The 14587-nt window shown below is 37.4% G+C and carries 18 protein-coding genes and 3 tRNA genes; 14 read left to right on the top strand and 7 right to left on the bottom strand.

Annotated features, from left to right (window positions below):
* Positions 1-98: 98 nt before the first annotated feature.
* The 6 genes from thrC to RZ55_RS06380 are packed head-to-tail and all read left to right on the top strand — an operon-like array spanning position 99 to position 3651.
* A complete protein-coding gene (gene thrC, locus RZ55_RS06355) occupies positions 99-1604 on the top strand; it encodes a threonine synthase (RefSeq protein ID WP_241772097.1) in 1506 nt (501 codons plus the stop codon).
* Positions 1576-2430, top strand: coding sequence for a homoserine kinase (thrB, locus tag RZ55_RS06360; protein ID WP_057176028.1), 855 nt, complete (start codon positions 1576-1578; stop codon positions 2428-2430). Before thrC ends, thrB begins: the two co-directional genes overlap by 29 nt.
* A gap of 14 nt (positions 2431-2444) precedes the next feature.
* Entirely contained in the window at positions 2445-2879 is a 435-nt protein-coding gene (locus tag RZ55_RS06365; protein ID WP_034530904.1) for an ACT domain-containing protein, read from the top strand.
* A gap of 50 nt (positions 2880-2929) precedes the next feature.
* The gene (locus RZ55_RS06370) at positions 2930-3157 is read left to right on the top strand and encodes a hypothetical protein (RefSeq protein ID WP_057176029.1); all 228 of its coding nucleotides are present in this window, start codon (positions 2930-2932) and stop codon (positions 3155-3157) included.
* 15 nt (positions 3158-3172) lie between these two features.
* On the top strand, positions 3173-3397 hold the full coding sequence (locus tag RZ55_RS06375; RefSeq protein ID WP_057176030.1) for a hypothetical protein: 225 nt from the start codon (positions 3173-3175) through the stop codon (positions 3395-3397).
* Positions 3398-3411: 14 nt separating this feature from the next.
* Positions 3412-3651: a hypothetical protein gene (locus RZ55_RS06380; RefSeq protein ID WP_057176031.1), complete on the top strand. Its 240-nt coding sequence runs from the start codon at positions 3412-3414 to the stop codon at positions 3649-3651.
* Between the two features lie 35 nt (positions 3652-3686).
* On the opposite strand, the gene RZ55_RS06385 is transcribed toward RZ55_RS06380, so the two are convergent.
* Together RZ55_RS06385 and RZ55_RS06390 are read right to left on the bottom strand one after the other, a co-directional pair.
* A complete protein-coding gene (locus RZ55_RS06385) occupies positions 3687-4382 on the bottom strand; it encodes a GPP34 family phosphoprotein (protein WP_034531357.1) in 696 nt (231 codons plus the stop codon).
* A 39-nt stretch (positions 4383-4421) separates the two neighbouring features.
* Entirely contained in the window at positions 4422-5132 is a 711-nt protein-coding gene (locus RZ55_RS06390) for a glycerophosphodiester phosphodiesterase family protein (protein ID WP_057176032.1), read from the bottom strand.
* A gap of 116 nt (positions 5133-5248) precedes the next feature.
* Here RZ55_RS06390 and RZ55_RS06395 point away from each other — a divergent pair, with 116 nt between their 5' ends.
* The 4 genes from RZ55_RS06395 to RZ55_RS06410 all read left to right on the top strand — a co-directional run bounded on the left by RZ55_RS06395 (position 5249) and on the right by RZ55_RS06410 (position 7607).
* Positions 5249-5737, top strand: a complete 489-nt coding sequence (locus RZ55_RS06395; protein ID WP_041153170.1) for a hypothetical protein — start codon at positions 5249-5251, stop codon at positions 5735-5737.
* A gap of 71 nt (positions 5738-5808) precedes the next feature.
* Entirely contained in the window at positions 5809-6090 is a 282-nt protein-coding gene (locus RZ55_RS06400) for an ArsR/SmtB family transcription factor (protein WP_176589783.1), read from the top strand.
* Between the two features lie 91 nt (positions 6091-6181).
* Positions 6182-7075: a metal ABC transporter solute-binding protein, Zn/Mn family gene (locus tag RZ55_RS06405; RefSeq protein WP_081034536.1), complete on the top strand. Its 894-nt coding sequence runs from the start codon at positions 6182-6184 to the stop codon at positions 7073-7075.
* A gap of 76 nt (positions 7076-7151) precedes the next feature.
* Complete coding sequence (locus RZ55_RS06410; protein ID WP_034534941.1) at positions 7152-7607, top strand: hypothetical protein; 456 nt, start codon at positions 7152-7154, stop codon at positions 7605-7607.
* A 39-nt stretch (positions 7608-7646) separates the two neighbouring features.
* Here the strand turns inward: RZ55_RS06410 and RZ55_RS06415 are convergent, their stop codons facing one another.
* The 4 genes from RZ55_RS06415 to RZ55_RS06430 all read right to left on the bottom strand — a co-directional run bounded on the left by RZ55_RS06415 (position 7647) and on the right by RZ55_RS06430 (position 11492).
* Positions 7647-8342 (bottom strand): ABC transporter ATP-binding protein, encoded by a 696-nt coding sequence (locus RZ55_RS06415; protein WP_054483932.1) that lies wholly within the window; start codon positions 8340-8342, stop codon positions 7647-7649.
* Entirely contained in the window at positions 8342-9409 is a 1068-nt protein-coding gene (locus RZ55_RS06420) for an ABC transporter permease (protein WP_057176033.1), read from the bottom strand. The genes RZ55_RS06415 and RZ55_RS06420 overlap by 1 nt, the downstream gene beginning before the upstream one ends.
* Positions 9410-9420: 11 nt before the next feature.
* Entirely contained in the window at positions 9421-10008 is a 588-nt protein-coding gene (locus RZ55_RS06425; RefSeq protein WP_054483934.1) for a TetR/AcrR family transcriptional regulator, read from the bottom strand.
* A gap of 122 nt (positions 10009-10130) precedes the next feature.
* Positions 10131-11492 (bottom strand): FAD-dependent oxidoreductase, encoded by a 1362-nt coding sequence (locus RZ55_RS06430; RefSeq protein ID WP_057176034.1) that lies wholly within the window; start codon positions 11490-11492, stop codon positions 10131-10133.
* A gap of 398 nt (positions 11493-11890) precedes the next feature.
* On the opposite strand from RZ55_RS06430, the gene RZ55_RS06435 reads away from it, so the two are divergent.
* From RZ55_RS06435 to RZ55_RS06450, 4 genes are all read left to right on the top strand, one after another.
* Positions 11891-12637, top strand: coding sequence for an SGNH/GDSL hydrolase family protein (locus RZ55_RS06435; protein ID WP_053792167.1), 747 nt, complete (start codon positions 11891-11893; stop codon positions 12635-12637).
* Positions 12638-12967: 330 nt separating this feature from the next.
* A tRNA-Asn gene (locus RZ55_RS06440) sits at positions 12968-13039 on the top strand.
* A 58-nt stretch (positions 13040-13097) separates the two neighbouring features.
* Positions 13098-13169 (top strand) — tRNA-Asn (locus RZ55_RS06445).
* Positions 13170-13216: 47 nt separating this feature from the next.
* Positions 13217-13288: transfer RNA gene (locus RZ55_RS06450), tRNA-Asn, on the top strand.
* 183 nt (positions 13289-13471) lie between these two features.
* Here RZ55_RS06450 and RZ55_RS06455 read toward each other — a convergent pair.
* Positions 13472-14455, bottom strand: a complete 984-nt coding sequence (locus RZ55_RS06455) for a GH25 family lysozyme (protein ID WP_057176035.1) — start codon at positions 14453-14455, stop codon at positions 13472-13474.
* Between the last annotated feature and the right edge of the window lie 132 nt (positions 14456-14587).

The raw sequence follows: 14587 nt of genomic DNA on the forward strand, positions 1-14587 counted from the left end.
TTTTCTTTTTGTATGTATATAATAAACACTTGTTTTTTATTACTAAACAGATTATCATGTAATCAAATCTTTTTCAACCACACAGGAGGATATAAATTATGGAAAAATATACTAGTACAAGAGATAAAGACGTCGAAATTAGTTCATTTGATGCGATCATCAAAGGATTTTCAGACGACGGCGGCTTATTCGTTTTACCAGATTTAGCTGATCATAATATTAATATCGATAAAGTTATCGACCAAAGTTATCAAGAAATTGCTTTCGATGTTGTTAAAACATTGCTACCTGATTTCTCGGATTTCCAAATCGCTAACAGCATCCATGAAGCATATGATGATGGTTTCGATGATTACGAAGTCACACCCATCAAAGATGTCGATAATTTCTCAGTTCTAGAATTATTCCATGGCCCTACCTGTGCATTCAAAGACGTCGGTCTTCAATTATTACCAAAGCTAATGCAACAATGTCTCCCTGAAAACAAGCACGTGATGGTGCTAGCGGCTACCAGTGGTGATACCGGTACCGCTGCCCTTGCTGGTTTCAAAGATGTCGATAAGATGGGTGCAATGGTCTTCTACCCTCAAAACGGGGTCAGCATGGTGCAACAACAACAAATGCTAACTACTAAGGGTTACAACACTAAAGTTGCTGCTATCAATGGTAATTTCGACGACGCGCAAACTAACGTCAAAAAAATCTTTAATAACCGAGCATTAAAAGCAAAACTAGGTAACGACAACTCACTATCAAGTGCCAACTCGATTAACATTGGTCGTTTGGTGCCACAAATCGTTTACTACTTCGATGCTTATAAGCAAATGGTGAAAAACGGCAAAATTAACGTCGGCGATGAAATCATCTTCACTGTCCCTACCGGAAACTTCGGTGATGTTTTAGCCGGATACTACGCTAAATTATTAGGCCTACCAGTGAAGAAGCTAGTGATTGCATGTAACTCCAACAAGGTGTTAGCAGACTTTTTCAAAAACGGCGTCTATGACAGAAACCGTCCATTCTTTAAGACAATTGCACCAAGTATGGATATCCAAATTTCAAGTAACTTCGAACGTCTTTTGTACTACAAGAGCGGTGAAAACGTCGACTACGTCAAATCATTAATGGATGATTTGGAACACGACGGTAAATACGAAGTCCTTCCTGAAATTCTAGAATCAATCAAAGAAGACTTCATTTGTGGCTACAGCGATGACGATGAAATCAAAGCATCCATCAAGGAAGTCTTTGAAAAATATCATTACCTAATGGATCCGCATACTGCTTCTGGATACCGTGTTACACGTGAAACACAAGTCAAGTATCCAGATACTCCTGTCGTAATGCTAAGTACCGCTAGTCCATACAAGTTTGTCGATGCAGTTGCCGATGCCATCATCGGCGAACATCGTCAAAGCCCAATTGAAACTAGTGATTTATTAGTTGAAAAGACTGGTATTGAAATGCCCGAACAACTAAGACAAATCTGGCATGATGAAGCTGTTGCCCCTGCCAAAATCAATCCTAACGAAATGGAAGACTTGGTAGTCGACACAATAAAGGATGTGTTTGAAAATGATAAAAGTAATAGTGCCCGCAACTAGCGCCAATATCGCGATGGGTTACGACTGTCTGGGTATGGCCGTCAACCTGTTTACATCTGTCAAAATTGAAAATTCTGACAAATTTAGCATCACCGGTTGTGACGAAGCCTTTCAAAATGAAGACAATCTGGTCTATCAAGGTTTCATCCAAGGATGTAACCATTTAAAACGAGAAGTTCCTACCATCTCAATCGATGTTCAAAGTGAAATTCCTGAATCCCGCGGTCTCGGTAGTTCATCCGCTTGTATCATCGCTGGAATCATCGGTGCGTTTGAATACTTCAAAGAAGACGTCGATAAGGATGTCATCCTTCAAATTGCCACTGCCATGGAAGGTCATCCCGACAACGTCTCTCCTGCCATCTACGGTGGATTATGTATGGCCTTTGAAGATAGTAATGGTCACTACGACGTCATCAAGTACCCGGTAGATGATTCTTACTACTTCACTGCCGTCATTCCGGACTTCAAGGTCTCAACCAACGAAGCCAGAAAGATTGTTCCAAAGGAAGTCAAAACAACAACGGTAGCCCATCAACTATCACATTGTTTAGCGATGTTAAACGCCCTATCAACGGGTGACATTAAACAACTAAAAGACGCCATCGACGACCGTTTGCATGAACCCTACCGTAAAAAACTAATCAATGGCTTTGATGAGGTCAAAAAAATCGTTGAAGCAAACGATTCCGTCGTATATATCAGTGGAAGTGGATCGACACTAATAATCATTAGTAATTCATCTGATAGACGTGATAAAATAATAGAAGCGTTGCAAAAACGATTCGAAAAATTCAGCATCAAAAATGTTGAAATTATGAACTAACGGTGGTGAGAACAATCAGTAAGTATTATATTGTCGATGACTCGCTTCTACCAGAAGCATTCGGGAAGGTCATTGAAGCAAGAAAAATGATTGATAACGGGGAAGTTAAAAACGTCAGTGAAGCCGTGAAAAAAGTCGGCATCAGTCGTGCTAGCTACTACAAGTACAAGGACTACGTTTACGAAGCCCAACAATCATCATGGCAACGAAAAGCCGTTATTTCATTTTTACTAAGTCATAAAAGTGGTATCTTATCTAAGGTTTTGAATTCCATTTCAAACCGCGATGCCAATATCTTAACAATCAACCAAAACATTCCCATCAACGATTCAGCCAGTGTCGTGATTTCACTGGACTTGAGTCAAATGGATGGCACAATCGATGAATTAATCGCAGACATCAGTGCAATTGATGGCACAAACAAGGTTAACCTAGTCGCTGTTGAGTAATTAGACATTAAATGCTAACATTCTGTCTAATACATAGAAAGGAAATTACAATGGATAAATTGCAATTTATGGATTACACTTTCATGTTTAATCCTGACCATTCTACTTACACCAACAACGAAGAAGGGTTAACCTTTTTTAATTTAGATGGTGAAGTCAGAATCAAGATCAGATTCAAAAAAGAACGCCTAGTATTGCTACCACAATTAGGCGTTACCATTAAAAAAGTCGATGATAAGACCTACCGCATCATCGCCAACGAATACCAACCCGTATAGGGCAAGGAGATTTAAATGAGAGAAGTTCAAATCAGACAGTATCATCTGAGATACGACGACAATCAAATCGACGGTTATTTCGACGAAAATAACGAAAGACTGGCATTTACTGCCGGAAGAGACCTATTACTAGTCGTTGATGTCGATAGCGACCAATTAACGTTTCATCCCAATGGTGGCGACTACGTTTCAATTGAAGAAATCGATGCTACCCACTATGAACTAAAATCTGACTTTTAAAATAGGAGACTGCAATGCCTCAAATAACTTTTCATGATTACACCTTTTTCTACCAAGACCATATGCTACCCTTCTTCGATCAAAAAAGAGACGCCATCTTATTTGTAAAATATTTGGCTGAAAACGATGGTGGCAGGGCCTACGATGATGCCCAATTAACAGTTGAATATGATGACGGTATCGTATTTACACCGCTTTGGAACATCAAAATCAAACAAACTAACAATAAACAATTCATTTTAGACTTCAAATGATAATAAAAAAAGGCTCAGCAAGTGCTGAGTCTTTTTTAGATTGTGCTTGTCTTGGTCTTGGTCATGTATGAGGCTGGTTGTTCTTTGGCTACCAAAGCAGCAACGTTTCTCATATGTTCACCAAAGGTATCGATTAATTCTTGAATATGATTATATTCAGGATGTTCAGATAGTCGCTTTAGTCTTGTGCAAATCACACGACGTTCACGACTCTTAAAGCATAGCTTTAATTGACGGCTAACTGTTAGCATCTTGGCTAAGCAGTATACGTTAACTGTCATTGGAGCTGAACCCATCATTTGATCATAAATGGCATCGATGATTTCTTGGTTAGTTTGGTTCTTTGGTACAAAGGTTCTCACCTTGTGCACTAAGCCCTTCTTTTTTTCCAAGACATGGCCACCTTCATAGAACTGTTCGCCTAACGCCATGTAAGTGTGTTTCATTACATCGATGTTTTGCAAAAGTTTTGCCATGATTGTATCCACGTCTTCGTTCTTGTTACGGATGATTAAATCCATAAAAGAGTTCAAGAAGTATAACTTGTGTGGTAAATTGTCGATTATCTCGATTCGTTTATCTTCACCTAATTTAATTACACCTGCAGCCGCTAAGTCTAACAAACAGCTGTCTACTAAATAAGCACGTAGACGAACATTTTTTAGCATTACGCGGCTATCTTTGGACTTACTAGTAATTAAAAAATACATTTCAGCAGTTGTAAGTGCCATAATATAGCCTCCATGAGTAGAATAAAAGTATTCTAACACTTATTTGTCTTTTTTGTTACCTTTTTTTCTTTCGACTTCGTTTCTAATCTTAATCGCTCGTTCAAAATTATTGGTGAACACACCAGCGACGTTACGTTTAATAATGAAACGTAATCGAAGATTGCCGTTAACGGTCCAGATTCGTTCAACGTCTTCAATATCTGGTTGGTAAAAACGAAGGTGTAATGCATCTAGGTGATTAGCAGCCATGAATTCCCTTGGATTGTCGATCCGATTACCGGTCAAGAATGCAAACTTGGCATCATGGGTAATGGTTTGAGCAATCTTAATTGAGGACAAATTAAAAGACGAGTAAATGATTGGATGAAGTAGTTCGTATTCATCCACCATCTTAATAACGATTTCTTCAATATTCTTGTAGTGAATCTTATTGGTCTTGAATTCTAAATTAACGTAGACGTCTCTGCCCTCGATTAATTCTAAGACCTCCTGTAGCTTTGGAATTGGTTCGTAATTAGACAATGAAAAACGTGATAATTCTTCATATGTATAATCCTTTACATATCCTCTACCATCAGTTGTGCGATCAATTCGTTCATCATGAATCACGACGGGGACATTATCCTTGGTTAAATGAACATCAAATTCTAACCCTTCAATATGGTTATGCAGTGCATAACGAAATCCTTGAAGCGAATTTTCTGGATATAAATCTGGTACACCACGATGACCATAAATTATAGTTTTCATTTGAAAGCCCCCCTCATTTTTCTTTTCCCTAATCAATAATAATGCTATTTTTTTATTTTGCAACCAAAGTTTATATAAATGTTACAATAAACTTATCCAAAGATAAGAGGTGTGCCATGATTTACGCAATCATCAGTTTCTCAGCCAGTTACATAATGTTTGTCTTTTGCCTATTTCAAGGCGTTTTAGACATGTCCGGCCAAATTAACGAACTACATAAAGCAGAACACTCTGCGAAAAAATATCATCCGATGAGAGCCGGTCTATGGATGATTCCACCGCTCAAAATCATGCTGGAACGCAACCGTTTAAAAAAGATTTTGTTAAACGCGAAATCAGATACAGACATCAAAAAATTCAGGGCGTTTTACAACGTTTCCAACCAATCGACTGCCTGGGCCTATATCTCATTTGCCTGCATGCTAGACTCGATTGTTTCGATTAAGACACTATTCGATGCTTTTAGATGGCACCTATCAATTCCAGTCTTCATCCTTTTATCACTGCTTATTATCATCGTTGGATATGCACAAGTCATGTATCGCGTATCCGACGATCGTAAGGAAAAAATCGGGGCCAAAATTAATCGACTAAAAAAGCAATAATTGCTTGATGTCGTTTTGTTTTTATGCCATTTAACGTTATAATTTAAATATCACAACTCGCGGAGGAAATTATGATCATAAACGACAAAAAACTACATATGATTACCAAAGCTTTGGATAATTCACTTCGAATTAAGATTTTGTATTATTTAGAAGCCAACAACCAAAGTAATGTGTCCAACTTAATGAATTACTTTGAAACTTCCCAACCAAACATCTCTCGTCATTTGAAGATATTAGCGGATGCTAACCTAGTCTACAGTGAAAAGGATGGCCAGGAAAGAATCTATCAATTAAGCGATAACCACGTTTCTCAACTATTAGGAACTTTGAAAACCCATATTAATGATTAAAAAACATCATTCTTGACATATGCCGAATTTAGATATATAACTATATTTGTTATATAACAGAATTCGGTATATTTTTATTTGGAGGCAAACAATGAAAAAATTTAAAGTAGTCGGTCTAATTGCTTTTATCAGCATGTTCTTGGTTGTTCTTGCTGGTTGTTCTTCTACCAAGGCAAACGACCCCAAGAAAAGCATCAACGTTACTTCTTCAGTCAACTTCTACGGTGAAGTAGCTAAGAACGTATTAGGTAAATACGGTAAGGTAACATCAATTATCAACAACCCAAATATTGATCCACATGATTTCAACCCTTCTAGTTCAGATGCCAAAAACGTTTATAAGGCTAACCTAGTAATTTACAACGGTCTAGGTTACGATTCATGGGCACAAAAACTAGCCAGCAGCAACAACGATGTTGATTCAATCAACGTCGGTAGCCTAATGGGTAAAAAGACTGGTGACAATCCACACATCTGGTACAACGTTGCCACAATGGAAAAACTAGCTAACACCCTAGCTGACAAGTTCTCAAAACTACAACCAAAACACAAGAAACAATTCGAAGCTAACGCTAAGGCATACATTGCAAAACTAAAGGTTTTAAACAATCAACTTGATGACATCAAGAAGAACAAGATGAGCAAACCAGTCGCAGTTTCAGAACCCGTTTTCGATTACTCACTAGCAAACATGGGTTACAAGGTATCTGACACTTCATTTGAAGAAGCAACTGAAAAGGACAACGATCCAAGTCCAAAATCAATTCGTTCACTTCAAGAAGACATCAAGAACCACAAGCTTTCATTCTTCGTTGTTAACAAGCAAGTTAACAGCAAGACCGTTAACAACCTTGTAAAACTAGCTAAGGAAAACAACCTACCAATCGTCTACGTGACTGAAACTAAGCCAAGTAATGAACCTAACTACATTTCATGGATGCAAAACCAATACAAAGAAATTCAAGCAATCCAAAAAACTAAATAATTTGAAGTAAAAAACAGAAAATATTAGTATATAATATAGTTAGAAAATATATTTGGACGAAGGAGTTTGAACCATTATGGCAATTGCACTAGTAAATGAAATGTTTAACGAATTTAACGATCCTGACTTAAGTTACAAGGATTCCAGAGATGGATACACTGAATGGTTTAAATTATCATTTCTAGTGGATGACGGTTACCACAAGTTCGAAGATGGTAAGCGCAAATTCATTCCCAAATATGACGAAGAATTACAAGAAGTGATGAGCAACTTCTTGAACAAGTACCAAAAGGAATTCGAATCATCATTCATCAACGAAAAGGAATTCGAAGTTCTAGATCGTACCAAGGAAATTGTGAAAGACTTAAAGCAAACCCTTGAAAAAGAATTCTTAATCGAAGACAAGATTAGCTTGTTTAGTATCGATTTAGTCGGTAGTTGGCAAGCATTCAAGAGTTCTGGTTCTTCCAAACTAGAACAACGTTTCTACAGCGACATCACTAACCACGTTGAAAAGAAACATCAAAAATAATCAAAAAAGCAGCTAAGAATATTTCTTAGCTGCTTTTTTCTATACTAATTCTGCATTATTTACATCAATAAATTGACCCTTACCATCGACGATGCGATAGTTCTTATCTACATACTTCAATAGTCTGGCATCGTGGGTAATGATGATAACCGTCTTGTTTTCACGGTGTGCTAAGTCTTGTAGCATTTGCATCGACTTAACGGCCATGTTTCCATCCAAGGCAGCGGTTGGTTCATCTGCCAAGATGATATCTGGATTGGTGTATAGCGCACGCAAAATTGCGACACGTTGTTGTTGTCCACCAGATAATTCATCAGGATAGTTATTCATTAGGTCATCAATTTTTAGTGCTTGAGCCCACTTTGAGAATGTTTGTGTGTCAATATTTGCACTCTTCTTCACCTTATCGGCTAGTCTGAACTGATCTGATACCTTTAGGTAAGGTAATAGATTATAGGCTTGAAGAATGAAACCGATGTGTTCCAATCTAAACTTACTTTGTTCTTTTTTACTCATATTACCGTAGTCACTACCGTCGATATTAATATCTCCGGATGTGGCTGAAAGAATGCCACCCAAAATCTTCATGAAGGTACTCTTCCCTGAACCAGAAGGTCCGGTAATGGCAATCACTTCACCTGAGTTGGCGGCGAAATTGATATCTTCAAGAGCAGTAGTGGCGGCCATCTTGTCGCCAAAAACTTTGTTGATGTTAGTTAATTCAATTTTTCCCATTATGAACCTCCCATTGCTTTGGCTGGATCAATCTTTGCGACTGTGCGCATTGGAATTAATCCACCAATAATCGACATCACAATTACCATCACAGCAACCGCACCCATCAATGTCATATCGAAGGTCATTGGTACTGCTGCCGGCATTGAAATGGCAGTTAAGAAAGTTAATAATCCACTGACTGCCACTCCGACAATCGCTAGGATTAACGCGTTCGAAACCACGTTCATGGCTAGATATCCATTTGATACCCCTTGCACCTTTAATACGGCAAAGTATGGAATCTTTTGCATGGTTAAGACGTATAAGAAGATTGAGATTACCACTAAGGTAATTAATAGTAGAAACGCAATCATGAATTCAAAGGTGCTGTTTTGGGCACTGTATCCAGGAATATCTTGGATAAAGTCTTCGATGTTCATGATTTGAGTTCCAGCAACCGCCTTTTTGACGTCGCTTCGATAAATCATGGCACTAATGGTATGGTTCACGTCAGTACCAAATTTTTCGGTTTGCACGGCATCGTTAGTAGCATAAATTACAGGTGCCACATTCAATTGGTTATTCTTAACGGTTCCGACAATCTTAAAGACGTGACCGTTTCTGCTGAACTTCACCTTTTCACCCAAGTGATAGCCGTCTGTTTCTAATAGACTTTGGTCGACTACGACTTCATTATCCTTGGTCAACTTGTGACCACTGACGATTTTTAAGTCACGGTAGATGAATTGATTCTTATTCAAACCAATTACTTGTGAGCCCACCTTGTCGCCTTCGGAAACAGTTTGCACGTTGGCACGCATTTGAGTGATGTCGGCGCGCTTGTCCGCACTGGCCTTCTTGGCTTGTTGTGCGGTAATGGTAGATTGATCCAATGAACCATTGGCATCAGAATTTAAAACAATTTTTTCAGCATTCCATGAATCGATTGCTTGACGATTAGCTTCGCTTAGACCGTTAGCTAATGCGGTTAAAATGAAAATCAAGTATGCAATCATCACGATTACTAAACAAATTAGACTGTATCTAAATTTGCTCTTCTTAATTTCGCGAAGTGATAAAAACACGATGGTCCCTCCTAGTTAACTAAACCCTTATTAATTAGTTTTAACAAATCGGAAAAATCTGATAGCGCTTGTTTATCGTCGCCACCGTTCAATACAGTTCGAATGGTTTGATGAGCTGCTCGACTCGCCCACTTGTATGTCAAAACGATTGTTTTTCTATCAGCAATCTTTTGACCGTTAACCATCAAAATTAGTTTGTCATCAGGTAGATTATTGTAATCATATTCGACGTGCTTTAATTCGTATTGGTTAAATAGGACGTATTGACGATAAAACTGTTCGTAATCAGAATTTTCCAATTCATTGATAAAAGACTCAGTTGCCACATAAAAAGCATGAAGTGAATCAGTTGGTTCTGCCTTCAACTGTGCGAATACATCAAAATGAATTTCTCTTAAAACTCTCTTTAAAGCGTATTGATAACTATCATTAATATCATCGAAGTACTTGTAGAAAGAACCGCGCGCGATTGAACAATCTTTAATAATTCTCGCTACTTGTGCATCCATTAAACGATGATTTGAGAATTCGTTAATCAATGCATTAAAAATTTGGTTTTGCTTGTCTTCATTTAAATTTAAAAAAGTTTGTGTAGGCATTTGTAACTACTCCTTTTTTATGGTGACATTGTGTCATTTTTGAATATATTACTTTTATAGTGACACCGTGTCAACTAATTAGTATTAAAAAACACTGAAAAATTTCAGCGTCTTTTTTATTGTTACTTGTTGATCTTTCTTACAGCAGCTTGTGCAGCTTCGTTCATGATGTTCCAAGGACGATCAAATCCAGGTTGGAAGAAGAAGTCAGCGTAAGCTAAGTCGTATACAGTTGCATGTTGTTGAATAGCAAATGAGATAGTGTTGATGTTTGCAGTAACATCTCTAGTTGACATGATTTGGCCACCTAAGATACGACCATCAGTTGGGTCAAAAGTAATCTTGAAGTAAACCTTAGCGTTTCCAGCTTCTTCTGATACGAATGGAGGAACTGCCCAGTCTTCAATTAGTACTGATTCAGCACCATTAACACCACATTTTTCTTGGGTGTCTTGTTTAACACCAGTTGAAGCAAAGTGGTAGTTGAATACTGATAGTGCTGATGAACCTGAAACGGCAGTCATCTTTAATTCTCTTCCAGCAGCGTTAGCAGCGGCAGTACGTCCTTGACGACGAGCGTTTGATGCTAAAGCGATTGATGATAATTCACCAGTTGGTGCGTATGGAACCTTAGTTGCGTCACCTACTGCGTAAATATCTTTAACGCTAGTTTCTTGGTGTTCGTCAATCTTGATACGGCCACGTTCGTCTAGGTCTAATAGACCATCTACTAATGAAGTGTTTGGAATAACACCGGCAGTTTCAACAACTAATTCAGCATCGAAAGTACCTTGATCAGTCTTAACGCCCGAAACCTTACCGTCTTTTCCAACGAATTCAGCAACGTTTACGCTACCAACGAAGTTAACGCCGTTTTCCTTGAATTCTTGAGTTAATTTTTCAGTGAATTCTGAATCTAGGTAGTTACCTAATAGACGAGGGTTGTGGTCTACGATAGTAACTTCCTTACCTGCTTTAGCAAATGCTTCAGCAGCTTCGATTCCAATGTAACCTGAACCGATAACAAAAACATGTTTTAGGTCAGGATCTACCATTTTTTGTTTTAGTTTGATTGCCCAGTCACGGCCACGCATTGCGTATAGGTTTTCTAAGTCCTTACCAGGAACGTCTAAACGACGAGGAGTAGCACCAATAGCTAAGATTAGCTTATCGTAGCTTTCATCACGTTCTGAACCATCAGCTAAGTTCTTAACATGAACTGACTTGTTCTTTTCATCAATACTTGCGATTTCTTGTTGTACAAATACATGTACACCATCTTTTTCAGCGTTGTCTACAGTTTCGTAAGCAACTGTGTTTACATCCTTAACAGTACCTTCTAGGTATAATTCCATACCACATGATAAAAATGAGATGAAGTTTCCTCTTTCATACCATTGGATTTCTGCGTCAGGGTTTTCTAAAAGCATTCCACGAACGGCTTCATATCCACCGTGTGAAGAACCAACTACGATAACTTTCATTAGTGTGTGGCCTCCTAATAATTTTTAATTAATATTTTTATAACTTTACTTTGTGATAAATATCACATTTAATTTACAAGAGTTATTTTACCTTTTGTGCGATTATATAGCAAGCAATATTAGTAAAAAAGTGAAAAAAAGATGAAATAACTTTGATAAAAATTAAGAATTAATCACATTCGTGAACCTAATCACTTTAAAATAGCCACTCTTTAATGTTTTCTCTAATATTAATGAAAAAAATGACGATCATTTAGTTAAACACATGATATTTTCATCACAAAGTATCTGTACAAATGTTTAAATATTGATTAAGTTTCCCGCTATTAATTGTAGTGATCATTAAATGCTAGTAAAATTAAAGACAATAATAAAAATACTATGAGGGGTTAATTACAATGAAATACGGGTTGATTAAAACTGCACTATTTACTGCAGCCGGCGCTGCGCTTGTAAAGTTATCAAAGAAAAGCATTGATATTAGAAGAGCTAACAGCGAAATATATCAACCATCTAGAGATTTCTTTGTAGATGACAACCTAAACGGTAAAAAAATCGTCTTCCTTGGCTCCTCTGTCACAGCAGGTCTTGCTGCTAAGGGCATCTCATTTGTCGACTTCTTAAGAGTGGAACATGGTGTTCATGCCATCAAGGAAGCAGTTAGTGGAACCACATTGGCAGATATTAATGAAAAATCCTACATTAGTAGAATGAAGAAGAATTTAAACTTTGATTCTCATTATGATTTGTTTGCTTGCCAACTATCTACTAACGATCAAAGAAACGGTGTCGAAATGGGCAGAATCAGTAAGTCATACGATGCTGAAGATTTTGATACCCAAACTACTATCGGTGCGATTGAATACATAGCCGCTACCGTTCAAGATACTTGGGATTGTCCATTGGTATTTTATACTTGTCTAAGAAAGCCAGAACCTGAGTATGAATTCCTAAGAGAAAAGCTATTCGAATTACAAAGAAAATGGCATTTTGCCATTATCGACATTTGGAACAACAAGGCACTAAAGAAAATGAACGAAGAAAACCCTTGTTTTATGCTAGACGACACCCATCCAACCTGCGCCGGATACCGTTACGGTTGGACCCCTATTTTCGTCAAAGAATTAGACCAAATGTTAGAATAATTAAAAAGCCACCGATAAAAAAACGCTGTTGTATCAACATTTTACTGGTGGCTTTTTCTTTATATTAATTTTCAATGAAAAAACAGTTGCATTCTCTTAATAATGGTGTATTATTATAAACAACGACAGAGATATGATAACTACATAAACAAAACATAAGATTACCGTCTTTATTGGGTTTGTAAGGTGTTTAGGTTAAAAATTATCGTCGTTATTGGATATATTTAATAGAAAAATCTTTCACATTTTTCTCTCATTTAAATATCACATGCAGACATATTTATGCTCGTTTGAGTAGTTGGATTAAATTCCAAGCACATATTTCATTCTTGCTCTATGGTTCAATGGTAGAACGGCGCACTGTTAATGCGAAGGTTACTGGTTCGAGTCCAGTTAGAGCAGTCGAGTAGCATCCCTACTCATCAAAAAGACTTAGATCTTTTATCAAACTACATATTATTGCTCTATGGTTCAATGGTAGAACGGCGCACTGTTAATGCGAAGGTTACTGGTTCGAGTCCAGTTAGAGCAGTTGAGTGGAACCCTACTCATTAAAAAGATAATTTTTCACCTCATTTTTGCTCCGTGGTTCAATGGTAGAATAGCGCACTGTTAATGCGATGGTTGCTGGTTCGAGTCCAGCCGGAGCAGTTGGGAGAAATCCCAAGTTAGCTTTATCCCAATGTTAACTAATAAAGCAAATTGCTTTTCCATATTTTTATTCATAATTATCTATAATTCCACATAATAAGAAGACTTAGCCCTTTGACTAGGTTTTTTTATTTGTTTCCAGATTCAAAAAAGGCGATAGTCATTTGACTATCGCCTTTTTCTTTATGCTACATGTTTCTTATGATGTTTCTTCTTGTGGTGTTTCTTAACTGACTTTTTTACATGTTTCTTTTTGTGGTGAGTCACCTTTTTAACATGTTTCTTGGCTTTTTTAACGTGCTTTTTAGCTGTTGTCTTCTTAACAGTTGCTTTCTTGGCCTTCGCCTTCTTAGCAGCTAGTTTAACAACTTTAGCAGTCTTGGCACTTGATGCAGCGGCTGATTTCACTTCAGTGTTACCTTGCTTGTTTGCCACCTTTTGACCCTTGTTGGCGTCATTATTGTTTACTGTCTTGGCAACAGTACCTAAAAACCAAGATTTTTGTTCACGTAACTTACTTGCATCTACCTTTTTGTGTAGTGCAGATGAGTAGTGACGATCAGTGTATTGCCATAATACATGGGCAATTGATGGTTCGTTCTTAGTGTATGAAGCTAACCAGTATCCATCGTACTTACTCAATGCTTGAGAAGCGTAAGTCTTCATAAAACTTAAGTATGAGTAGAATAGAATCTTTCGAGATCCTACTAGTGGACGTAAAGTATCTACCCATTTTGCAGTCGCATCGTTTGAATGACGACGACTGATTGAAGCTGATTCGAAGTCGTTTACATAGAACTTAGCATTTGGTGCTCTGTTGTATAAGTCACGAGCTTCTCTAGCAGCCGCAGCTGAAGAATTATATCTACTAAATGAGTACACACCATATGGTACTTGGTACTTATCTAATAGCGCTTTATTGTGTTTAAATGTTTTATCGCTGTAACTTGATCCGTATTGCACTCTAAGAATTGCGAATGGAACTTCTTTACTTAAGTTCTTTGCCTTCTTATTAGTTAAACGGCCTTGCCATTCCGACAAGTCATATACAGTTTTACTACTTGCGTTTGCATGTGTATTAAAGCTTCCAATTGCTCCAACCCCCGTTGTTAAAGCAAGAGAAGCGACCATTGTCATCAATATTGATTTAAATCTGAACTTAATCAATATACTCACTCCTATTTCTCTAAATGAATCTTTGACTTGCATTATAGACGCCGAATATTGCAGGAATGATATAGTAATATTACAAAATGTGACAATTTTTCATTTTTTTGCAATTTCCCTCTCAAAATGCAA

Origin of the sequence: Apilactobacillus kunkeei, from assembly GCF_001421115.1 — a bacterium.
GTDB classification, from domain to species: Bacteria; Bacillota; Bacilli; order Lactobacillales; family Lactobacillaceae; genus Apilactobacillus; species Apilactobacillus kunkeei_F.

Excerpts from the sequence above, each read along its gene's own strand:
- thrC (WP_241772097.1), top strand. The coding sequence starts at position 99 with ATGGAAAAATATACTAGTACAAGAGATAAAGACGTCGAAATTAGTTCA.
- thrB (WP_057176028.1), top strand. The coding sequence starts at position 1,576 with ATGATAAAAGTAATAGTGCCCGCAACTAGCGCCAATATCGCGATGGGT.
- RZ55_RS06370 (WP_057176029.1), top strand. The coding sequence starts at position 2,930 with ATGGATAAATTGCAATTTATGGATTACACTTTCATGTTTAATCCTGAC.
- RZ55_RS06375 (WP_057176030.1), top strand. The coding sequence starts at position 3,173 with ATGAGAGAAGTTCAAATCAGACAGTATCATCTGAGATACGACGACAAT.
- RZ55_RS06380 (WP_057176031.1), top strand. The coding sequence starts at position 3,412 with ATGCCTCAAATAACTTTTCATGATTACACCTTTTTCTACCAAGACCAT.
- RZ55_RS06385 (WP_034531357.1), bottom strand. The coding sequence starts at position 4,382 with ATGGCACTTACAACTGCTGAAATGTATTTTTTAATTACTAGTAAGTCC.
- RZ55_RS06390 (WP_057176032.1), bottom strand. The coding sequence starts at position 5,132 with ATGAAAACTATAATTTATGGTCATCGTGGTGTACCAGATTTATATCCA.
- RZ55_RS06395 (WP_041153170.1), top strand. The coding sequence starts at position 5,249 with ATGATTTACGCAATCATCAGTTTCTCAGCCAGTTACATAATGTTTGTC.
- RZ55_RS06400 (WP_176589783.1), top strand. The coding sequence starts at position 5,809 with ATGATCATAAACGACAAAAAACTACATATGATTACCAAAGCTTTGGAT.
- RZ55_RS06405 (WP_081034536.1), top strand. The coding sequence starts at position 6,182 with ATGAAAAAATTTAAAGTAGTCGGTCTAATTGCTTTTATCAGCATGTTC.
- RZ55_RS06410 (WP_034534941.1), top strand. The coding sequence starts at position 7,152 with ATGGCAATTGCACTAGTAAATGAAATGTTTAACGAATTTAACGATCCT.
- RZ55_RS06415 (WP_054483932.1), bottom strand. The coding sequence starts at position 8,342 with ATGGGAAAAATTGAATTAACTAACATCAACAAAGTTTTTGGCGACAAG.
- RZ55_RS06425 (WP_054483934.1), bottom strand. The coding sequence starts at position 10,008 with ATGCCTACACAAACTTTTTTAAATTTAAATGAAGACAAGCAAAACCAA.
- RZ55_RS06430 (WP_057176034.1), bottom strand. The coding sequence starts at position 11,492 with ATGAAAGTTATCGTAGTTGGTTCTTCACACGGTGGATATGAAGCCGTT.
- RZ55_RS06435 (WP_053792167.1), top strand. The coding sequence starts at position 11,891 with ATGAAATACGGGTTGATTAAAACTGCACTATTTACTGCAGCCGGCGCT.